27 protein-coding genes and 1 pseudogene are annotated in these 18,532 nt (G+C 66.4%); 25 read left to right on the top strand and 3 right to left on the bottom strand.

Going from position 1 to position 18,532, the window contains the following annotated elements; genetic code table 11:
* Positions 1-64: 64 nt before the first annotated feature.
* The 25 genes and pseudogenes from SCMU_RS20795 (at position 65) to map (ending at position 15,009) form a co-directional block, all read left to right on the top strand.
* A complete protein-coding gene (locus SCMU_RS20795) occupies positions 65-190 on the top strand; it encodes a hypothetical protein (RefSeq protein ID WP_274602874.1) in 126 nt (41 codons plus the stop codon).
* A 354-nt stretch (positions 191-544) separates the two neighbouring features.
* Positions 545-853 carry a 30S ribosomal protein S10 gene (gene rpsJ, locus SCMU_RS14885; protein WP_043119398.1) on the top strand — a complete coding sequence of 103 codons (309 nt, stop codon included), beginning with the start codon at positions 545-547 and terminating at the stop codon, positions 851-853.
* 21 nt (positions 854-874) lie between these two features.
* Positions 875-1,525, top strand: a complete 651-nt coding sequence (rplC, locus tag SCMU_RS14880; RefSeq protein ID WP_229229895.1) for a 50S ribosomal protein L3 — start codon at positions 875-877, stop codon at positions 1,523-1,525.
* 4 nt (positions 1,526-1,529) lie between these two features.
* Positions 1,530-2,046: pseudogene (gene rplD / locus SCMU_RS14875) on the top strand (50S ribosomal protein L4); the annotation flags it as partial.
* A 110-nt stretch (positions 2,047-2,156) separates the two neighbouring features.
* The gene (gene rplW / locus SCMU_RS14870; protein ID WP_229229894.1) at positions 2,157-2,465 is read left to right on the top strand and encodes a 50S ribosomal protein L23; all 309 of its coding nucleotides are present in this window, start codon (positions 2,157-2,159) and stop codon (positions 2,463-2,465) included.
* Between the two features lie 30 nt (positions 2,466-2,495).
* Entirely contained in the window at positions 2,496-3,335 is an 840-nt protein-coding gene (gene rplB / locus SCMU_RS14865) for a 50S ribosomal protein L2 (RefSeq protein ID WP_208709953.1), read from the top strand.
* 12 nt (positions 3,336-3,347) lie between these two features.
* Positions 3,348-3,629 (top strand): 30S ribosomal protein S19, encoded by a 282-nt coding sequence (rpsS, locus tag SCMU_RS14860; protein ID WP_229229893.1) that lies wholly within the window; start codon positions 3,348-3,350, stop codon positions 3,627-3,629.
* Positions 3,630-3,682: 53 nt separating this feature from the next.
* Positions 3,683-4,048, top strand: a complete 366-nt coding sequence (gene rplV, locus SCMU_RS14855) for a 50S ribosomal protein L22 (RefSeq protein ID WP_229229892.1) — start codon at positions 3,683-3,685, stop codon at positions 4,046-4,048.
* Entirely contained in the window at positions 4,049-4,876 is an 828-nt protein-coding gene (gene rpsC, locus SCMU_RS14850; protein WP_229229891.1) for a 30S ribosomal protein S3, read from the top strand.
* A complete protein-coding gene (gene rplP, locus SCMU_RS14845) occupies positions 4,877-5,293 on the top strand; it encodes a 50S ribosomal protein L16 (RefSeq protein ID WP_189693031.1) in 417 nt (138 codons plus the stop codon).
* A gap of 2 nt (positions 5,294-5,295) precedes the next feature.
* A complete protein-coding gene (rpmC, locus tag SCMU_RS21190) occupies positions 5,296-5,631 on the top strand; it encodes a 50S ribosomal protein L29 (RefSeq protein ID WP_443020154.1) in 336 nt (111 codons plus the stop codon).
* Entirely contained in the window at positions 5,628-5,918 is a 291-nt protein-coding gene (gene rpsQ / locus SCMU_RS14835; protein ID WP_274602873.1) for a 30S ribosomal protein S17, read from the top strand. Before rpmC ends, rpsQ begins: the two co-directional genes overlap by 4 nt.
* A gap of 330 nt (positions 5,919-6,248) precedes the next feature.
* The gene (locus SCMU_RS14830) at positions 6,249-7,277 is read left to right on the top strand and encodes a hypothetical protein (RefSeq protein ID WP_229229890.1); all 1,029 of its coding nucleotides are present in this window, start codon (positions 6,249-6,251) and stop codon (positions 7,275-7,277) included.
* A 510-nt stretch (positions 7,278-7,787) separates the two neighbouring features.
* Positions 7,788-8,156 (top strand): 50S ribosomal protein L14, encoded by a 369-nt coding sequence (rplN, locus tag SCMU_RS14825; RefSeq protein ID WP_043119386.1) that lies wholly within the window; start codon positions 7,788-7,790, stop codon positions 8,154-8,156.
* A gap of 3 nt (positions 8,157-8,159) precedes the next feature.
* Positions 8,160-8,522, top strand: coding sequence for a 50S ribosomal protein L24 (rplX, locus tag SCMU_RS14820; RefSeq protein ID WP_229229889.1), 363 nt, complete (start codon positions 8,160-8,162; stop codon positions 8,520-8,522).
* On the top strand, positions 8,522-9,100 hold the full coding sequence (gene rplE, locus SCMU_RS14815) for a 50S ribosomal protein L5 (RefSeq protein ID WP_229229888.1): 579 nt from the start codon (positions 8,522-8,524) through the stop codon (positions 9,098-9,100). The genes rplX and rplE overlap by 1 nt, the downstream gene beginning before the upstream one ends.
* 84 nt (positions 9,101-9,184) lie before the next feature.
* On the top strand, positions 9,185-9,583 hold the full coding sequence (gene rpsH / locus SCMU_RS14810) for a 30S ribosomal protein S8 (RefSeq protein ID WP_229229887.1): 399 nt from the start codon (positions 9,185-9,187) through the stop codon (positions 9,581-9,583).
* A 19-nt stretch (positions 9,584-9,602) separates the two neighbouring features.
* A complete protein-coding gene (gene rplF / locus SCMU_RS14805) occupies positions 9,603-10,139 on the top strand; it encodes a 50S ribosomal protein L6 (RefSeq protein WP_229229886.1) in 537 nt (178 codons plus the stop codon).
* Positions 10,140-10,141: 2 nt separating this feature from the next.
* The gene (gene rplR / locus SCMU_RS14800) at positions 10,142-10,525 is read left to right on the top strand and encodes a 50S ribosomal protein L18 (protein ID WP_229229885.1); all 384 of its coding nucleotides are present in this window, start codon (positions 10,142-10,144) and stop codon (positions 10,523-10,525) included.
* 26 nt (positions 10,526-10,551) lie between these two features.
* Positions 10,552-11,220 (top strand): 30S ribosomal protein S5, encoded by a 669-nt coding sequence (gene rpsE / locus SCMU_RS14795; RefSeq protein WP_229229884.1) that lies wholly within the window; start codon positions 10,552-10,554, stop codon positions 11,218-11,220.
* A gap of 3 nt (positions 11,221-11,223) precedes the next feature.
* A complete protein-coding gene (rpmD, locus tag SCMU_RS14790) occupies positions 11,224-11,430 on the top strand; it encodes a 50S ribosomal protein L30 (protein WP_229229883.1) in 207 nt (68 codons plus the stop codon).
* Positions 11,430-11,918: a 50S ribosomal protein L15 gene (gene rplO, locus SCMU_RS14785; protein ID WP_229229882.1), complete on the top strand. Its 489-nt coding sequence runs from the start codon at positions 11,430-11,432 to the stop codon at positions 11,916-11,918. Before rpmD ends, rplO begins: the two co-directional genes overlap by 1 nt.
* A 261-nt stretch (positions 11,919-12,179) precedes the next feature.
* On the top strand, positions 12,180-13,496 hold the full coding sequence (secY, locus tag SCMU_RS14780) for a preprotein translocase subunit SecY (protein WP_229229881.1): 1,317 nt from the start codon (positions 12,180-12,182) through the stop codon (positions 13,494-13,496).
* Between the two features lie 5 nt (positions 13,497-13,501).
* Positions 13,502-14,074 (top strand): adenylate kinase, encoded by a 573-nt coding sequence (locus SCMU_RS14775; RefSeq protein WP_443020331.1) that lies wholly within the window; start codon positions 13,502-13,504, stop codon positions 14,072-14,074.
* A 101-nt stretch (positions 14,075-14,175) separates the two neighbouring features.
* Positions 14,176-15,009 carry a type I methionyl aminopeptidase gene (gene map / locus SCMU_RS14770; protein ID WP_229229879.1) on the top strand — a complete coding sequence of 278 codons (834 nt, stop codon included), beginning with the start codon at positions 14,176-14,178 and terminating at the stop codon, positions 15,007-15,009.
* Positions 15,010-15,108: 99 nt separating this feature from the next.
* Here map and SCMU_RS14765 read toward each other — a convergent pair whose 3' ends face one another.
* Genes SCMU_RS14765 through SCMU_RS14755 form a run of 3 tightly spaced genes read right to left on the bottom strand, consistent with a single transcriptional unit; the run spans position 15,109 to position 18,355 of the window.
* Positions 15,109-16,455: an ABC transporter substrate-binding protein gene (locus SCMU_RS14765; protein WP_229229878.1), complete on the bottom strand. Its 1,347-nt coding sequence runs from the start codon at positions 16,453-16,455 to the stop codon at positions 15,109-15,111.
* Between the two features lie 56 nt (positions 16,456-16,511).
* Positions 16,512-17,411: a carbohydrate ABC transporter permease gene (locus SCMU_RS14760; protein ID WP_229229877.1), complete on the bottom strand. Its 900-nt coding sequence runs from the start codon at positions 17,409-17,411 to the stop codon at positions 16,512-16,514.
* Positions 17,408-18,355, bottom strand: a complete 948-nt coding sequence (locus SCMU_RS14755; RefSeq protein WP_229229876.1) for a carbohydrate ABC transporter permease — start codon at positions 18,353-18,355, stop codon at positions 17,408-17,410. Before SCMU_RS14755 ends, SCMU_RS14760 begins: the two co-directional genes overlap by 4 nt.
* Positions 18,356-18,532: the final 177 nt, after the last annotated feature.

Genomic DNA, 18,532 nt, shown 5'->3' with positions numbered 1-18,532 from the left:
GGGCGGGGCCGCGGCAGGACCGGCCGGGGCCCGCTCGGACGTCCGGAGGGAAGGAGTTTCGCCCGTGAACTGGCTCATCGTGATCGTGCTCATCACCATCGTCGTGGCGGGCTACTTCTGGATCCGGAAGAACTTCAAGAACGAGATCGAGCGCTACCGCCGGATCCGCCGCTCCAACCGCGGCGAGTGATCTGCGGGCGGCAGTCGCCCGATTGGCGTCACGGCCAGATCTCTGGCACACTTGAAGGGTTGTTCAAGCGCTCCTTCGTGTCCCGACCCGGATAATGCCGGGTGCAGGGTCCAAGTTGGAGACCAAATATGACCCACCTTCGCGAACAAGGCTAGGGGATCGTGTGCGCCAGCGGCGCGACACGCCCGACCGCGGGGGTCGGAGAGGGCCGGCTGTCTGAGGAACCCGGGAGTCCCGGATTCAGGCAGCGCGGCCTGTGGTGGTCTCGACCTTGAATGCCTCGGCAGCCACAGCCAACAAAATAGTGACAAAAAACAGTGCAGTGTTAGACAGACGAAAGCGAGATCAGGCGATATGGCGGGACAGAAGATCCGCATCCGGCTGAAGTCGTACGACCACGAGGTCATCGACACTTCGGCTCGGAAGATCGTTGAGACGGTCACGCGCGCAGGCGCAACGGTGGTGGGACCCGTCCCGCTGCCCACGGAGAAGAACGTGTACTGCGTCATCCGCTCTCCGCACAAGTACAAGGACAGCCGCGAGCATTTCGAGATGCGCACGCACAAGCGGCTGATCGACATCATCGACCCGACGCCCAAGGCCGTCGACTCGCTCATGCGTCTCGACCTGCCGGCAGACGTCAACATCGAAATCAAGCTCTAAGAGGGAGGTGCTGAGAGAACTATGACCGCTACCCGCAATGTGAAGGGCCTGCTGGGCACGAAGCTCGGCATGACCCAGGTCTGGGACGAGAACAACAAGCTCATCCCCGTCACTGTCGTTAAGGCCGACTCCAACGTCGTCACCCAGCTGCGCAACGCCGAGACCGATGGCTACACCGCGGTCCAGATCGGCTACGGCCAGATTGACCCGCGCAAGGTCAACAAGCCGCTCACCGGCCACTTCGAGAAGGCCGGCGTGACCCCCCGCCGCCACCTTGTCGAGGTCCGTACCGCTGACGCCGATGCCTATGAGCTGGGCCAGGAGCTCTCCGTGGAGACCTTCGAGGCCGGCCAGAAGATCGACATCGTCGGCACCACCAAGGGCAAGGGCTTCGCCGGTGTCATGAAGCGTCACGGCTTCTCCGGCGTCGGTGCCTCCCACGGTGCGCACAAGAACCACCGCAAGCCCGGTTCCATCGGTGCCTGCGCCACCCCGGGCCGCGTCTTCAAGGGCCTCCGCATGGCCGGCCGCATGGGCAACGTGCGCCAGACGACCCTCAACCTCACCGTCCACGCGGTGGATGCCGAGAACTCGCTGCTCCTCATCAAGGGCGCCCTCCCGGGTGCCCGCGGCTCGGTCGTCCTCGTCCGCACCGCCGTGAAGGGAGCCTGAACTCATGGCTAACACTGTCAAGGTCGATCTCCCCGCCGAGATCTTCGACGTCCAGACGAACGTCCCGCTGCTGCACCAGGTCGTCGTCGCCCAGCTGGCCGCTGCACGCCAGGGCACGCACAAGGTGAAGAACCGCGGCGAGGTGTCCGGCGCCGGCCGCAAGCCGTTCAAGCAGAAGGGCACGGGCCGCGCCCGCCAGGGTTCGATCCGCGCTCCGCACATGACCGGTGGGCGTCGTGCACGGCCCGGTGCCGCGCGACTACAGCCAGCGCACCCCCAAGAAGATGAAGGCCGCCGCCCTCCGTGGCGCCCTGTCGGATCGTGCCCGCAACGGCCGCATCCACGTCCTCGAGTCCCTCGTGGCCGGCGAGAAGCCGAGCACGAAGGGTGCGATCGCCGCGCTGCGTGCGGTCTCCGACCGCAAGAACCTGCTCGTCGTGATCGACCGCGCGGACGAGGCCGGGGCCCTGTCGCTCCGCAACCTCCCCGAGGTGCACGCGATCTACGCCGACCAGCTCAACACGTACGACGTTCTGGTCTCCGACGACGTGGTCTTCACGAAGGCGGCGTTCGACGCGTTCGTGGCTTCCAAGTCCCAGGCACAGGGCACAGTGAACGAGGAGGCTTCCAAGTGAACGCATCCAGCTACAAGGATCCGCGCGACATCATCCTCGCGCCGGTCGTCTCCGAGAAGAGCTACGGCCTGATCGACGAGGGCAAGTACACCTTCCTGGTGGACCCCCGCTCGAACAAGACCGAGATCAAGATCGCGATCGAGCGCATCTTCTCGGTCAAGGTCGACTCGATCAACACGCTCAACCGCCCGGGCAAGCGCAAGCGCACCAAGTTCGGCTGGGGAGAGCGCAAGAGCACCAAGCGTGCCATCGTCACTCTCAAGGACGGCAGCACGATCGACATCTTCGGCGGTCCGCTCGCCTGAGCGGAGACCACTTTAACGAGGAACAGGTAAATGGCAATCCGTAACTACAAGCCGACCACCCCGGGCCGTCGCGGCTCGAGCGTGGCCGACTTCGCAGAGATCACGCGCTCGACGCCGGAGAAGTCCCTTGTTCGTCCGCTCCCCAAGAAGGGCGGCCGCAACAACTCCGGCAAGATCACCACGCGCCACAAGGGCGGTGGCCACAAGCGCCAGTACCGTCTGATCGACTTCCGTCGCCACGACAAGGACGGCGTCGACGCCAAGGTCGCGCACATCGAGTACGACCCGAACCGCACCGCGCGCATCGCGCTGCTCCACTTCGTGGACGGCACCAAGCGCTACATCATCGCGCCGAACAAGCTGTCCCAGGGCGACATCGTCGAGTCCGGTCCGGACGCCGACATCAAGCCCGGCAACAACCTGCCGCTGCGCAACATCCCCGTCGGTACGGTCATCCACGCCGTCGAGCTCCGCCCCGGTGGCGGCGCGAAGATGGCGCGGTCGGCCGGTGCCTCGATCCAGCTCGTGGCGAAGGAGGGCAAGTACGCCCAGCTCCGCCTCCCGTCTGGCGAGGTCCGCAATGTCGACGTCCGCTGCCGCGCGACGGTCGGCGAGGTCGGCAACGCCGAGCAGTCGAACATCAACTGGGGCAAGGCCGGCCGCATGCGCTGGAAGGGCGTCCGCCCGACCGTCCGTGGTGTCGCCATGAACCCGGTCGACCACCCGCACGGTGGTGGTGAGGGCAAGACGTCCGGTGGACGTCACCCCGTCAACCCCAACGGCAAGCCCGAGGGCCGCACCCGCCGCCCGAACAAGGCGAGCGACAAGCTCATCGTCCGTCGTCGTCGTACTGGCAAGAACAAGCGATAGGAGCCTGGAGACATGCCACGCAGCCTGAAGAAGGGTCCTTTCGTTGACCAGCACCTCTTTGTGAAGGTCGCCAGGGAAAACGACAAGGGCACCAAGAACGTCATCAAGACCTGGTCCCGCCGCTCGATGATCGTCCCCGACATGCTCGGGCACACGATCGCCGTGCACGACGGGCGCAAGCACATCCCGGTCTTCGTCACCGAGTCGATGGTCGGGCACAAGCTCGGCGAATTCGCCCCGACGCGGACTTTCCGCGGCCACGTGAAGGACGACAAGAAGGGCAAGCGCCGCTGATCACTGCCGCAAGGCAGCAGCAGCGCTGAGCTCTGAGAAAGAGAAGGAAAGCAATGGAAGCCAAGGCAATTGCGCGCCACATCCGCGTAACGCCGATGAAGGCCCGGCGCGTCGTCAACCTTGTTCGTGGCAAGCAGGCGAATGAGGCTCTGGCGATCCTGAAGTTCGCCCAGCAGGCGGCTTCGGAGCCGGTGTACAAGGTCCTCGCCTCGGCGGTGGCCAACGCCCGTGTCCTCGCCGACCGCGACGGTGTCGCGTTCGACGAGAGCGACCTCTACATCTCTGAGGCGTTCGTCGACGAGGGTCCGACCATGAAGCGGTTCCAGCCGCGCGCCCAGGGCCGCGCCTACCGCATCAAGAAGCGCACCAGCCACATCACCGTGGTCGTCGCGACGCCCGAGAAGGAGGAGGCCCGCTAAATGGGACAGAAGGTCAACCCGCACGGGTTCCGCCTCGGCATCACCACCGACCACGTCTCGCACTGGTTTGCCGACAGCAACAAGCCCGGTCAGCGCTACAAGGACTTCGTCCGCGAGGACGTCAAGATCCGCCAGCTCATGACCAACGGCATGGAGCGCGCAGGCATCGCCAAGGTCGAGATCGAGCGCACCCGTGACCGCGTCCGCGTGGACATCCACACGGCCCGCCCGGGCATCGTCATCGGCCGCCGCGGCGCCGAGGCCGATCGCATCCGCGGCGAGCTCGAGAAGCTCACCGGCAAGCAGGTCCAGCTAAACATCCTCGAGGTCAAGAACCCCGAGGTCGAGGCCCAGCTCGTCGCCCAGGGCGTCGCGGAGCAGCTCTCGAGCCGCGTCGCGTTCCGCCGTGCCATGAAGAAGGCCATGCAGTCGGCGCAGCGCGCCGGCGCCAAGGGCATCCGCATCGCCTGCTCGGGTCGCCTCGGCGGCGCCGAGATGTCCCGTTCGGAGTTCTACCGCGAGGGCCGTGTGCCGCTGCACACGCTCCGCGCGAACATCGACTACGGCTTCTACGAGGCCAAGACCACCTTCGGCCGCATCGGCGTGAAGGTCTGGATCTACAAGGGCGATGTGACCTCCAAGGAGCTCGCGGCCCAGGCCGCTGCCGCTCCGTCCCGCGGCCGTGGCGACCGTGGCGACCGTCCGGGTCGCCCCGGTGGCGAGCGCCGCCGTCGTCCGTCTGGCGACCGCCAGCAGCAGGCTCCGGCCGAGGCTGCTGCCCCGGCCGCTGAGACCGCTGCCCCGGCAGCAGAAGGAGGAGAGGCTTAAATGCTTATCCCGCGTCGTGTGAAGCACCGCAAGCAGCACCACCCGGGTCGTTCCGGCGCTGCGACCGGTGGCACCAAGGTCACCTTCGGCGAGTACGGCATCCAGGCCCTCACGCCTGCCTACGTGACCAACCGTCAGATCGAGTCCGCTCGTATCGCCATGACTCGTCACATCAAGCGTGGCGGCAAGGTGTGGATCAACATCTACCCGGACCGTCCGCTGACCAAGAAGCCTGCCGAGACCCGCATGGGTTCCGGTAAGGGTTCGCCGGAGTGGTGGATCGCCAACGTCAAGCCCGGCCGCGTGCTCTTCGAGCTCTCCGGTGTCTCTGACGAGGTGGCCCGCGAGGCCCTCCGCCTCGCCATCCACAAGCTCCCGTTGAAGGCGCGCATCGTGCGCCGCGAAGGTGGTGAATGAGAATGGCAGTCGGTTCGAAGGACATGACGGCTGAGAAGCTCGACCAGCTGGACAACGAGCGCCTCTTCGAGGAGCTCAAGAAGGCCAAGGAAGAGCTGTTCAACCTGCGCTTCCAGTCGGCCACCGGCCAGCTCGAGAACCACGGCCGCCTCCGCGCGGTCAAGAAGGACATCGCCCGCATCTACACGATCCTGCGCGAGCGCGAGCTCGGCATCCGTGCCGACGTTGCCCCCGTGGTCGTCGAGACGAAGGATTCGAAGAAGGCGGCTAAGAAGGCTGCCAAGGCTGAGTCGGCTGAGGCTGACCAGGCTGAGGCCGCCGAGGAGGACGCCAAGTGAGCGAAGAGAAGAACGTGACGGAGAACGCTGCCCAGCAGCGCGGATACCGCAAGACCGCCCGCGGTTACGTCGTGTCCGACAAGATGGACAAGACGATCGTGGTCGAGGTCGAGGACCGCGTGAAGCACTCGCTGTACGGCAAGGTCATCCGCCGCACCGAGAAGCGCAAGGCCCACGACGAGAACAACACCGCCGGCATCGGCGACCTGGTTCTCATCGCGGAGACCCGTCCGCTGTCCGCCACCAAGCGGTGGCGCCTCGTCGAGATCCTCGAGAAGGCGAAGTAAATACTCGCTGCCCTCGCGGTTCCCGCTTCGTGCCGGAAGGCCCGTCCCCTTTGATGGGGGCGGGCCTTCCGCCGTTCCCGGACGGTGCGGGGGTCCGGGGCGAGAAGCCGCCTTTTCGCCGGGTAGCCTGCTTTTCGTCGGCTCGAGGGCGAGAAGCCGCGTTTTCGCCGCGATCTGCGGTCGGCACTGGGGAGGCTGGCGCTGGGGGCGGCCGGCACCGCGTCGGCTGGCACCTGGGCGGAGAGCAGCGCCTCCGGGCGATCATCCCGGGTATCCACATGGAGGGCCCGCAGGGTGCACGATGGTCCTCGATGTCCGGAGGATGGTGGCATGGGCGATCCTCGAGCACATCCCGTTGACCCGATCTCCGGTGCGCTGTCGCGCGACTACGACCCGCGCCGCCCCTTTGCGGCCGGAGACCTTGTCCGGATTCGACGCGGTAGCTACTACCCGACAGAGCAATGGGTCGCGCTGGACGACGTGGCTCGTTTCCGCCTGACACTCGAAGCGTTTGCGTGGGCGAACCCGGGAGCCGTCTTCTGCGGCGAGACGGCACTCTTCCTCGACGGAATCCCGGTGGTCAAGGCGCCGACCACAATCGATGTGGCGACGACGTCGCGGTCCAGGCTGGGCGCTTCATCCTCGCCCTTCGACGTTCGCGGCTCGACGGACATGGCACGTCGAGCGCGGTCGGTTCCTTCCGTGCCGGTACGACGGCACTTTCACGCCTCGATCGATCCGGTGGACACCGATGGACACCTCACGGTCGCACCTGAGGTGGCCCTGGTGGAGACCCTGATCCACGGCAAGTTCGCGCGGGCGCTCACCGTGGCGGACGGACTGCTGCGGCGGAAGCCGAGCGTTCCGTTACTCGATAGGGCACCGATTACCTCAGCCATCAACAACCTCCAGTACGCCACTCATCGGCGGCGGGTCGAGACCACCGCGAGGCTGGCACGAGTCGGAGCCGAGTCGCCGGGGGAGTCGGTGAGCAGGGCGATCATGCTGCTGTTCGGGTTTCAGGAGCCGTTGCTTCAAGTGGAGCACTCCGATGCAGCCGGATTCATCGGGCGGACCGACTTCACATGGCCGCCCGGTCTCGAGGTGGCGCAGGAGCTCAACCTCGAGCGCGTGGGCGAGTTCGATGGCTGGGGGAAGTACTTCAATGCCGCGCTGCATCCGGGGGAAGACGCGATGGCCGTGATCCGGCGCGAGAAGCGGAGGGAGAATCGGCTCCTCGCATCCGGTCGGCCCGTGCTGCGGTGGACGTGGGCCGAACTCGAACGCCCCGCTCTTCTGAGGGCTCGGCTTATTGAAGGCGGCCTTCGCCCGAAGCTGAGTGCTGCCATTGCGATCTAGCGGTCGCGGTGCGTGCGCACTCTGGCACCCGGACTTGCGGACCTGGCGCAGCGGCGAGAAGGCGGCTCTTCGCCGGTGAGCCGGCGACGGGAGCGCTACATGGCGAGAAGGCGGCTTTTGCGCGGCGTGGGGCGGACGACGGCGGGTGCGCGCCTCGTGAGGGCCAGCCCGGCGGCGTCGTGCGTGTGCCGGCCGGGCCGCCCGAGCGTGGCGCGAAGGGATTCGGGGTGGACATGCCGGCCGTGGTACGATATTGAGCTTGTACGGCTGGCTTCGCCATGCCGTGACAAACCTCGTGAACCATCGTGCCACCGCATAATGCCCTTCTGCCGAAGGGGAGCGCCCCGGCGCTGTCCTCGGGCAGGAAGGGGACAGATGCGTGCGGCACGGTGATTCAGGCCCGTTCTGGCCACATCCAGGCGGGTCGAGAGACGCCCCATCAACCGTTCCGCAAGGCTCGCCTGCAGCAGGATCCGCAGCGCGAGAACCGGCGAGACGTAAGGAGTAGAAGTGATTCAGCAGGAGTCGCGGCTCAAGGTCGCCGACAACACGGGTGCGAAGGAAATCCTCACCATCCGCGTTCTCGGTGGATCCGGCCGCCGCTACGCAGGTATCGGCGACGTCATCGTCGCCACCGTCAAGGACGCGATCCCTGGCGGAAACGTCAAGAAGGGCGACGTGGTCAAGGCCGTCGTCGTCCGCACCAAGAAGGAGCGCCGCCGCGCGGACGGCTCCTACATCAAGTTCGATGAGAACGCGGCCGTCATCCTCAAGAACGACGGCGATCCCCGTGGCACGCGCATCTTCGGCCCGGTGGGCCGCGAGCTGCGCGACAAGAAGTTCATGAAGATCGTCTCGCTGGCTCCGGAGGTGCTCTGACTCATGGGCGCAAAGATCAAGAAGGGCGACCTCGTCCAGGTCATCACCGGCACCAAGCAGGACAAGGGTGGCGACAGGGGCAAGCAGGGCAAGGTCCTGAAGGTGTTCGTCGCTGAGAACCGTGTCCTCGTCGAGGGCATCAACCGCGTGACCAAGCACACCAAGGTCGGCCAGTCGCAGCGCGGCACCAAGACCGGCGGCATCGAGCAGGTCGAGGCTCCGATCCACATCTCGAACGTGGCCCTCGTGGACCCCGAGACCAAGAAGCCCACCAAGGTCGGCTTCCGTGTGGAGACCGTGGAGAAGGACGGCGTGAAGAAGACCGTGCGCGTCCGCTTCTCCAAGGCCACCGGGAAGGACATCTGATGACTGAGACTGTCGAGACTCCCGTGAAGGTCGTTCCTCGTCTCAAGACGAAGTACGCCGAGACCATCAAGTCTGCCCTCCAGGATGAGTTCAAGTACGAGAACGTCAACCAGGTCCCGCGCCTGGTCAAGGTTGTCGTCAACATGGGCGTCGGCGACGCCGCCAAGGACTCCAAGATCATCGAGGGCGCTGTGCGCGACCTGACCCTCATCACGGGCCAGAAGCCGCAGGTCACGAAGGCCCGCAAGTCGATCGCCCAGTTCAAGCTCCGTGAGGGCATGCCGATCGGCGCCTTCGCGACGCTTCGCGGCGACCGCATGTGGGAGTTCGTGGACCGCCTCGTCACGCTCGCGCTGCCCCGTATCCGCGACTTCCGCGGCCTCTCGGGCAAGCAGTTCGACGGCAACGGCAACTACACGTTCGGCCTGACCGAGCAGGTGATGTTCCACGAGATCGACCAGGACAAGATCGATCGCCTCCGCGGCATGGACATCACGGTTGTCACGACCGCGAAGACCGACGACGAGGGCCGTGCGCTCCTGAAGCACCTCGGCTTCCCGTTCAAGAACGAAGACTGAATCACTACGTGACAGGTCCGCACGGTCCCGGCGCTGAGCCAGGGCCGCGACGGAAACCGGCACGAGGAAGGGCATGAGCCCACAATGACTATGACTGATCCCGTCGCAGACATGCTTACCCGTCTGCGCAACGCCAACTCGGCCTACCACGACACGGTGACTATGCCGTCGTCGAAGCTCAAGGTCCGGGTTGCTGACATCCTGAAGGCCGAGGGCTACATCGCCGGCTACAAGGAAGAGGACGCCGAGGTCGGCAAGAAGCTGACCCTGGACCTCAAGTTCGGCCCGAACCGCGAGCGTTCGATCGCCGGTGTCCGCCGCATCTCCAAGCCGGGCCTCCGCGTGTACGCGAAGTCCACGAACCTCCCGCACGTGCTGGGCGGCCTCGGCATCGCCATCCTGTCGACCTCTTCTGGGCTCCTGACCGACCGTCAGGCCGCCAAGAAGGGCGTGGGCGGCGAAGTCCTCGCGTACGTCTGGTAAGGGAAGGAAGGAAGAAGATATGTCCCGCATTGGACGTCTCCCCATCACCGTCCCGGCCGGCGTCGAGGTCAAGATCGACGGCTCCGTGGTGACCGTGAAGGGCTCCAAGGGCGAGCTGACCCACACCGTGGCCAGCCCCATCGAGGTCTCCCTCGACGACGCCACCATCTCGGTGACGCGCCCCAACGACGAGCGCCTCTCGCGTTCGCTGCACGGCCTGACCCGCACCCTCATCTCGAACATGATCGAGGGCGTGACCAATGGCTACGAGAAGAAGCTCGAGATCGTCGGCACCGGTTACCGCGTGCAGGCCAAGGGCTCGAACCTCGAGTTCGCGCTCGGCTTCTCCCACCCGGTGAACGTCGAGGCCCCCGAGGGCATCACGTTCGCAGTCGAGAACCCCACGAAGTTCTCGGTCGCCGGCATCAACAAGCAGCAGGTGGGCGAGGTGGCTGCCAACATCCGCAAGCTGCGCAAGCCCGACCCGTACAAGGGCAAGGGCATCCGGTACGCCGGCGAGGTTGTCCGCCGCAAGGTCGGAAAGGCTGGTAAGTAACCATGGCTCTGGGCATCAACAAGAAGCGCGTCGCCAAGTCCAAGCAGCAGGCTCGGGCTCGCCGTCACTTCCGCCTCCGCAAGAAGGTCGTCGGCTCTGCCGAGCGTCCCCGTCTCGTGGTGAACCGCTCCTCGCGTCACGTGTTCGTCCAGGTCGTCGACGACGCCAAGGGCATCACGCTGGTCTCCGCGTCGACCCTCGAGGCCGACCTGCGCTCCTTCGAGGGCGACAAGACCGCCAAGGCCAGGCGCGTGGGCGAGCTCATCGCCGAGCGTGCCAAGGCCGCGGGCATCGAGGCCGTCGTGTTCGACCGTGGTGGCAACAAGTACCACGGCCGCGTGGCCGCGATCGCGGACGGCGCCCGTGAAGGGGGTCTGGCACTGTGACCGCCGAGAACAACGAGAAGGTTAACGTGACCGAGCAGAACGCAGCCGAGGCTGCTGAGGCCGCTCCCGCCACCGAGGACCGCCGCGGCGGCCGTCGTGGCGAGGGCCGCGGCCAGGGCCGTGGCGATCGCGGCGGCCGTGGCGGCCGCGACAACCGCGACCGTGACGCCGAGAAGAACCAGTTCATCGAGCGCGTCGTGACCATCAACCGCGTTGCCAAGGTCGTCAAGGGCGGCCGTCGCTTCAGCTTCACCGCCCTCGTGGTGGTGGGTGACGGCAACGGCATGGTCGGCGTCGGCTACGGCAAGGCCAAGGAGGTCCCCGCGGCCATCGCCAAGGGGGTGGAGGAGGCCAAGAAGTCCTTCTTCCGCGTGCCGCGCGTTGGCACGACCGTCCCGCACCTCGTGCAGGGTGAGGCCGCCGCTGGTGTGGTCCTGCTCCGCCCGGCCGCCCCCGGTACCGGTGTGATCGCCGGCGGTCCGGTGCGCGCCGTCCTCGAGTGCGTCGGCATCCACGACGTCCTGTCCAAGTCCCTCGGGTCCTCCAACGCCATCAACATCGTCCACGCGACGGTGCAGGCGCTGAAGAACCTCGAGGAGCCGCAGGCTGTGGCCGCCCGCCGTGGCCTGCCTCTGGACGAGGTGGCCCCGGCCGCCCTCGTGCGGAACCTCCAGAACACGAAGGCAGGTGCATGAGTCATGGCGAAGAACCTGGCTCCCTCCGACGCCACGTTGGAGATCACTCAGATCAAGGGCGTCATCGGCGCCAAGCAGAACCAGCGTGAGACGCTCCGCTCGCTCGGCCTCAAGCGGATCGGCCACACGGTCACCCGCAAGGCCGACGCCGTGACGGTCGGCATGGTCAACACGGTTCCGCACCTCGTGAAGGTTGAGGAGGCGAAGTAATGGCAGAGAACAACACTCCCGCCAAGGCAGAGGCCGCCGAGAAGTCGACGGCTCTCAAGGTCCACCACCTGCGTCCCGCCGCTGGCGCCAAGACCGCCAAGACCCGTGTTGGTCGTGGTGAGGGCTCCAAGGGCAAGACCGCCGGCCGTGGCACCAAGGGCACGAAGGCCCGCTACCAGGTCAAGGCCGGCTTCGCGGGCGGGCAGCTTCCGCTGCACATGCGTCTGCCGAAGCTGCGCGGCTTCAAGAACCCGTTCCGGGTCGAGTTCCAGGTTGTGAACCTGGACCGCATCTCTGAGCTGTTCCCCGAGGGCGGCGCGGTGTCGGTTGAGGATCTCGTGGCCAAGGGCGCCGTTCGCAAGAACGAGCCGGTCAAGGTCCTCGGCTCCGGCGACATCACGGTCAAGGTCGATGTCACCGCGCACGCCTTCTCGGCGTCCGCGTCGGAGAAGATCGCCGCCGCTGGTGGTTCCACGACCGTCCTCTAAGGACGGGAGCGGGCACCTCGCCGCGATCCAAGCGTCAGGCCCCGGCCGCCGTCGTGCATCATGCACGACGGCGGCCGGGGCCCCTCGCGTTAAGGCGCGCCAAGCGTGCGGGGGGAGCGGGCGCACGACGCCGGCCGGGGCCCTTCGCGTCAGAGCGCACCCCTGTTTGCGCTAGACTCAAGAGCTGGACCTCATCTCCGAAGCACTGACCCGTGTCTCGGAGCGACGACTCGACATTCCTCGACACGGGGGAGGAGAAGCGTGCTTTCTGCGATTGGCCGGGCATTCCGGACGCCCGACCTGCGGCGCAAGCTGCTGTTCACGCTGTTCATCATCGCCATCTTCCGGCTGGGTGCGTTCATCCCCAGCCCCGGCGTGAACTACCACAACGTGAAGGTGTGCCTCTCACCGGAGGTGCAGGGCCAGCAGACCGGCATCTACCAGATGCTGAACCTGTTCTCGGGCGGCGCGCTGCTCCAGGTGTCGATCTTCGCGCTGGGCATCATGCCGTACATCACGGCCAGCATCATCGTGCAGCTGCTCCGCGTGGTCATTCCGCGGTTCCAGGAGCTGTATGACGAGGGCCAGTCGGGGCAGACCAAGCTCACGCAGTACACCCGCTACCTCACGATCGCGCTCGGCCTGCTGAACGCGACCACGCTCGTCTCGCTGGTCCGGTCGGGGCAGCTGTTCCCGAACTGCCAGCTGCCGATCATCCCGGACACGTCGATCATCACGACGATCCTCGTGGTCATCACACTCACGGCGGGCACCGGCCTGATCATGTGGCTCGGCGAGCTCGTGACCGAGAAGGGCATCGGCAACGGCATGTCGCTGCTGATCTTCACTTCGATCGCCGCCCAGTTCCCGTCCTCTCTCGGCGCGATCTGGACGTCGAAGGGCCCGGGCACGTTCTTCATCGTGCTCGTGATCGGCCTCGTCACCATGGCGCTGGTGATCTTCGTGGAACAGTCGCAGCGGCGCGTGCCGGTGCAGTACGCGAAGCGCATGATCGGCCGCCGCACGGTGGGCGGCACGAGCACGTACATTCCGATCAAGGTGAACATGGCGGGTGTCATCCCGGTCATCTTCGCCTCGTCGATGCTGTACCTGCCGGCGCTCGTGGCGCAGTTCAACACACCCCATGACGGTTCGGCTCCGGCCGGCTGGGTCGAGTGGATCAACAACAACTTCACCCGCGGGGACCATCCGATCTACATGATCGCGTACTTCCTGCTGATCATCTTCTTCACCTACTTCTATGTGGCGATCACCTTCAACCCTGAAGAGGTCTCCGACAACATGAAGAAGTACGGCGGGTTCATTCCCGGCATCCGTGCCGGCAAGCCCACTGCGGACTATCTGCAGTACGTACTTTCGCGCATCACCCTGCCGGGCTCCCTGTATCTCGGCATTGTGGCTCTCATCCCCCTCATCGCGCTCGTGCTCGTCAACGCGAACCAGAACTTCCCGTTCGGTGGCACGTCGATCCTGATCGTGGTGGGCGTGGGCCTGGAGACGGTCAAGCAGATCGATGCGCAGCTCCAACAGCGACACTACGAAGGACTACTGCGATGACGAGAATGCTCCTTATTGGCCCTCCCGGTTCCGGCAAGGGCACCCAGGCGGAACGAATCTCGGACCGGCTCGGTATCGTCGCGATCTCCACTGGCGACATCTTCCGCTACAACGTCAAGGAGCAGACTCCGCTCGGGGTCGAGGCCAAGAAGTACATGGACGCCGGCGACTTCGTGCCGGACGAGGTCACGAACAAGATGGTGCGTGAGCGCCTCGCCGAGGACGACGCCGCGAACGGCTTCCTCCTCGACGGCTACCCGCGCACGGTCGCGCAGGTGGAGTACCTCGACGTCGTCCTGGCGGAGAAGGGCCAGCAGCTCGACGTGGTGCTGCAGCTGACTGCGGACGACGACGAGCTGGTTGCTCGCCTGCTCAACCGTGCCCAGGAGACGGGCCGCAGCGACGACACGGAGGACGTGATCCGTCACCGCCTCGACCTGTACCACACGCAGACGGAGGCCGTCGTGTCCCAGTACGCGGACCGCGGCACGCTGACCAAGGTCGATGGCATCGGCGCCATCGATGAGGTCACCGACCGTGTGCTGGCGGCCATCGAGTCGGTCAAGTCGGCCTCGTAGGGGCTTCTCAGGCACTTTCGACGCGTGGCGCCGTCCGGTGGGCAACCTCCGGGCGGCGCTTTGTCACTACTGGATCCCGGAGGGATCGGAACGAGGAAGGGATGGCTGTGGCCAGCCAGCGGAAGATCGAGTACAAGAACAACGGGCAGCTGCGGATCATGGCCCAGGCCGGCGTGCTGCTGAGCGAGGCGCTCGACGCCGCCGTGGCCGCTGTCGCGCCGGGCGTGACGACGGATGAGATCGACGCCGCGTTCGCCGAGGTGGTCGACGCCGCGGGCGCCCAGTACAACTTCCTCGGCTACTACGGCTACCCGAAGCACATCTGCGTCTCCGTCAACGACGAGGTGGTCCACGGGATCCCCGGGCCGCGGAAGCTTGCGGAGGGGGACATCCTCTCGATCGACGGCGGCTGCGTGGTGCGCGGCTGGAACGCCGACTCGGCACGGACCGTGATCGTGGGGGAGGGGGACCCTGAAGACGTGCGCCTCTCGGAGATCACGAGGCAGGCCATGTGGCGGGGCATCGCGGCGTTCGCGAAGGGCTCCTTCGTGGGGGACATCGGCGACGCGATCGATGACTTCGTCTCCGCGCAGGACGGCGCGCCGCTCGGGATCCTCGAGGACTATGTGGGCCACGGCATCGGCTCGGCCATGCACATGGCGCCGGATGTGCTCAACTACCGGACCGGGCACCGCGGCGCGAAGATCAAGCCGGGGATGGCCCTCGCGATCGAGCCGATGCTCGTGCGCGGGTCGATCGACACGAAGACGCTCGACGACGAGTGGACCGTCGTGACGACGGACGGTTCCCGTGCCTCGCAGTGGGAGCACTCCGTGGCCCGCCACCCGGGCGGCATCTGGGTCCTCACCGCGCCCGACGGCGGCGCGTCCGAGCTCGGGCCCCTCGGCGTGACCCCGGTGCCGATCCCCGCGTAGCGCCGGTTGAAAGAAGTCGGAACCACGCACGACGGCGCCGCTCGCCTGAGGAAGGTGAGCGGCGCCGTCGTGCGTTGCGCGGTCTAGGGACGCGGAAGGCTACGCCTTGAGCTTCGGCTTGACGTCCTTGTCGTAGATGCCCTGGAGGGTCTTCTTGAGGTCGGCCATGGTGGCGTTGACGTCGGCCTGCTGGGTGACGATCTTGGCGACGGACTTGGCCATCTCCTGGTCGGCGCCCGGGAGGAACACGCGCGCGTTGTCCTGGACCTTCGTGACGGCGAGCTGGTCGATCGCGGTCTGGATCTGCGGTGTCTTGGCCAGCACGGCCGTCATGTCCGCGGACTTGCGCAGGGGCATGTAGCCGGTCGCGGCGGAGAACGCCGCAGTGTTCTCGGGCTCGCCCATGAACTTGATGAACATCGCCGCCGCGAGCTGCTGCTCCTTCGGGATGCCCGCGGGGATGCCGAGGCCGGCACCGCCCGTGGGGCAGACCGGGCTCTCCGACTTCGGGCCGCCCGGGAGGAAGCCGACGCCCACGTTGAACTTCGCCGTCTTCAGGACGCCCACGAGCGAGCCGGTCGAGGAGATCGTCGCGGACGTGAGCCCGCCGCCGAAGTCCGCCGAGGAGTCCTTCGAGGACACGCCGGCCCACTTGTCCTTGTACACGGAGTCCTGGACCCACTGCATGGCGGCGACCGCGTCGTCCGAGTCGCACGTGATGTCCCAGCCCTTGGACCAGCCGGAGCCCCAGCCCCACAGGTTGTTCTGCAGGGTCCAGCCCGCGTAGTCGGCCAGCGCGGGGTACATGTACGCGTACTGGGCCCCGGAGGAGGCCTTGAGCTTGGGCGCCCACTCGGCGAACTCGGCCCAGGTCTTGGGCGCGCGGTCCGGAAGCCCGGCAGCCTTGAAGTGGTCCTTGTTGTAGTAGAACAGCGGCGTGGAACGGCCGTAGGGCAGCGCCCACTGCTTGCCCGCGTACTGGTAGTCCTGCACGAGCGAGTCGCGGTAGTCGCTCACCTGGACATCCAGCTGCTTGATGAGCGAGTCCAGCGAGATGATGTTGCCGTTGATGTAGTAGCGGAACCACCACACGTCGGAGAGCACGACCACGGCGGGCAGGCCCGAGTTCGCGGCCTGCGCGGTCTGGAACTTCTGGGCGATCTCCTCGTAGTTCGCCCCCGCGGTCACGAGGTTGACCTTGATGCCCGGGTTCGCGGCCTCGAACTTGGCGATGATCTGCTTCTCGACGTCCTCGGACTTGCCCGGGTGGTTGGACCAGAAGTCGATCGTCCCGGCCGGCTTGACGTCCTTGAAGTCGATGTCTGCGGCCGCAGACGTGGCGCTCGCGCCGGACGTGTCCGGGCCGCCGCACGCGGCCAGCGCCACGGCGCCGGTGCCGGCCCCGGCAAGGGCCAAGAAATGTCGGCGGTCGAGTCGGAATGACATGGTGTGCCTTTCGTTGGGTGCTTGGGGTGGTGGGTCTTGGGGATGGTGGGGCCCGGTCAGCCCGTCACCGAGCCCTGGGTGAGGCCGGCCACGATGTAGCGCTGGAGCATCGCGAACACGATGAGGACCGGCACGATCACGAGCACGGCGCCGGCCATGAGGATGCCCCACGAGCCGGTCCCGCTCTCGGAGTTCTGCAGGAGCGTCAGGCCGACGGGGAGGGTCATGACCTCCGGGCGGTCGGTGATGATGAGCGGCCAGATGTAGTCGTTCCACTCGGACACGATGGTCACGAGCGCCACGGTCGCGATGGACGGGACGGAGACCGGCACCACGATGCTCCAGAGCCGCTTCCAGTGCCCGGCGCCGTCGATCTCCGCTGCCTCGAGGATCGAGGGCGGGAGCGTCATGAAGTGCTGTCGCAGCAGGAACGTCCCGAACGCCGTGCCCAGGCCCGGGAGGATGATGCCCCACAGGGTGTTCTTCCCGCCCATGCCCGCGATGAGCACGTAGTTGGGCAGGATCGAGACCTGCGAGGGCACCATCAGGGCCACGAGGATGAGGATGAAGATCACGTTCTTGAACGGGAACCGGACGAACACGAGGGCGTACGCCGTCATGATCGCGAGCGTGACCTTGATGACGGCCCCGGACACCGTGACGATCGTCGAGTTCAGGAAGAATCGCCCGAACGGGACAGTCGTCATGGCCTCGCGGTAGTTGTCGAAGCTCAGGGACTCGGGCAGGACCCTGAGGTCCGTCGTGACGATCTCGCCAGGTGTCTTGAACGAGCTCAGCACCATCCACAGCAGCGGCAGGGCCACGATGAGGGTCGCGACGACGAGCGGGACGTAGCCGCCCACGATGGTGCGGACGAGGTTCTGCGAGGAGAACGCGCGCTCTCGGATCGGGGCGCCGGCATTCTCAGTGACGGGGGCGGGTGCGGGGGCGCTCATGCGTAATGCACCTTCTTCTCGACGAACCGGATCTGGATCACCGTGACCACGAGCAGGATCACAAACAGCACCACCGAGATGGCCGCCGAGTACCCGGCCCGGTTGTACGCGCCGAACGCCTGCAGGTACGCCTCGTAGATGAGGGTGCTCGTGCCATTGCCGAGCGGGGTCATGATCCGGATGAGGTCGAAAGCCTGGAGGCTCGAGAGGATCGTGGTGATGAGCAGGAAGAACGTGGTGGGGGAGAGGAGCGGCAGGCTGATGCTCGTGAAGCGGCGGGCCGCGCCGGCGCCGTCGAGCGCTGCGGCCTCCATGATGTCGCTCGGCAGCGACTGCAGCCCCGCGAGGTACACCACGGCGCAGTAGCCCAGGTTCTTCCAGACGTACACGATGATCACCATGGTCAGCGCGAGCTGGGGGTCGTTGAACCACTGCGGGCTCGCCACGCCCAGCCCGCGCAGGAACCACGCGAGGACGCCGTAGCCCGGGTCGAAGATGAACATCCACACGAGGCCCACGCCCACGCCCGAGAGCACGTAGGGGGCGAACACCGCCGACCGGGCGAACGTGGTGCCGCTGACCTTCGCGTTCAGGGCGAGCGCGATCAGCAGGCCCAGCACCATGGACAGGCCCACGGTGAAGACTGTGAAGACAGCCGTGGTGCCGAGGACGCGGCCGGCGTCGTCGCTGCCGAAGAACGTCACGTAGTTCTCGAAGCCGATGTTCCGAGCGGTCTTGGAGCCGAGCGTCCAGTCCAGGAACGAGTACTGCAGGTTCGCGAACAGAGGCCGATACGTGAAGACGGCGATGAGGACGAGGTTCGGAAGGGCGAACGCGAGGAAGATGAAGAAGTCGCGCCTCGTGCGGCCGGAGAACCTCCGGCGCCCTCCTTGCTGCTGCTGCGCGGAGGCCGCCTTGCGACGCTCCATTGTCGTCTCGCTCATGGGTGAATCCTGCAAGGAGGTTGGGACATTGACAAGCATTTCCTTCAGAGTGTGGGTAGCGACCGTAAACCCCCGGGCAGTAGTGCACCACGTCGTGCGTGCCCGGCCGGGCGGAATCCGGGCGATCCCGGAGGAATTCCCCGGGCCGTATCCAAGAGTTCACATTTGGTTAGCGTA

Source organism: Sinomonas cyclohexanicum (assembly GCF_020886775.1).
Classification (GTDB): Bacteria; Actinomycetota; Actinomycetes; order Actinomycetales; family Micrococcaceae; genus Sinomonas; species Sinomonas cyclohexanicum.
Note: the sequence above shows the minus strand (reverse complement) of the source record. Positions and strands in the feature narration are given on the sequence as shown.

Excerpts from the sequence above, each read along its gene's own strand:
- rpsJ (WP_043119398.1), top strand. The coding sequence starts at position 545 with ATGGCGGGACAGAAGATCCGCATCCGGCTGAAGTCGTACGACCACGAG.
- rplC (WP_229229895.1), top strand. The coding sequence starts at position 875 with ATGACCGCTACCCGCAATGTGAAGGGCCTGCTGGGCACGAAGCTCGGC.
- rplB (WP_208709953.1), top strand. The coding sequence starts at position 2,496 with ATGGCAATCCGTAACTACAAGCCGACCACCCCGGGCCGTCGCGGCTCG.
- rpsS (WP_229229893.1), top strand. The coding sequence starts at position 3,348 with ATGCCACGCAGCCTGAAGAAGGGTCCTTTCGTTGACCAGCACCTCTTT.
- rplV (WP_229229892.1), top strand. The coding sequence starts at position 3,683 with ATGGAAGCCAAGGCAATTGCGCGCCACATCCGCGTAACGCCGATGAAG.
- rpsC (WP_229229891.1), top strand. The coding sequence starts at position 4,049 with ATGGGACAGAAGGTCAACCCGCACGGGTTCCGCCTCGGCATCACCACC.
- rplP (WP_189693031.1), top strand. The coding sequence starts at position 4,877 with ATGCTTATCCCGCGTCGTGTGAAGCACCGCAAGCAGCACCACCCGGGT.
- rpmC (WP_443020154.1), top strand. The coding sequence starts at position 5,296 with ATGGCAGTCGGTTCGAAGGACATGACGGCTGAGAAGCTCGACCAGCTG.
- SCMU_RS14830 (WP_229229890.1), top strand. The coding sequence starts at position 6,249 with ATGGGCGATCCTCGAGCACATCCCGTTGACCCGATCTCCGGTGCGCTG.
- rplX (WP_229229889.1), top strand. The coding sequence starts at position 8,160 with ATGGGCGCAAAGATCAAGAAGGGCGACCTCGTCCAGGTCATCACCGGC.
- rplE (WP_229229888.1), top strand. The coding sequence starts at position 8,522 with ATGACTGAGACTGTCGAGACTCCCGTGAAGGTCGTTCCTCGTCTCAAG.
- rpsH (WP_229229887.1), top strand. The coding sequence starts at position 9,185 with ATGACTATGACTGATCCCGTCGCAGACATGCTTACCCGTCTGCGCAAC.
- rplF (WP_229229886.1), top strand. The coding sequence starts at position 9,603 with ATGTCCCGCATTGGACGTCTCCCCATCACCGTCCCGGCCGGCGTCGAG.
- rplR (WP_229229885.1), top strand. The coding sequence starts at position 10,142 with ATGGCTCTGGGCATCAACAAGAAGCGCGTCGCCAAGTCCAAGCAGCAG.
- rpmD (WP_229229883.1), top strand. The coding sequence starts at position 11,224 with ATGGCGAAGAACCTGGCTCCCTCCGACGCCACGTTGGAGATCACTCAG.
- rplO (WP_229229882.1), top strand. The coding sequence starts at position 11,430 with ATGGCAGAGAACAACACTCCCGCCAAGGCAGAGGCCGCCGAGAAGTCG.
- SCMU_RS14775 (WP_443020331.1), top strand. The coding sequence starts at position 13,502 with ATGCTCCTTATTGGCCCTCCCGGTTCCGGCAAGGGCACCCAGGCGGAA.
- map (WP_229229879.1), top strand. The coding sequence starts at position 14,176 with ATGGCTGTGGCCAGCCAGCGGAAGATCGAGTACAAGAACAACGGGCAG.
- SCMU_RS14765 (WP_229229878.1), bottom strand. The coding sequence starts at position 16,455 with ATGTCATTCCGACTCGACCGCCGACATTTCTTGGCCCTTGCCGGGGCC.
- SCMU_RS14760 (WP_229229877.1), bottom strand. The coding sequence starts at position 17,411 with ATGAGCGCCCCCGCACCCGCCCCCGTCACTGAGAATGCCGGCGCCCCG.
- SCMU_RS14755 (WP_229229876.1), bottom strand. The coding sequence starts at position 18,355 with ATGAGCGAGACGACAATGGAGCGTCGCAAGGCGGCCTCCGCGCAGCAG.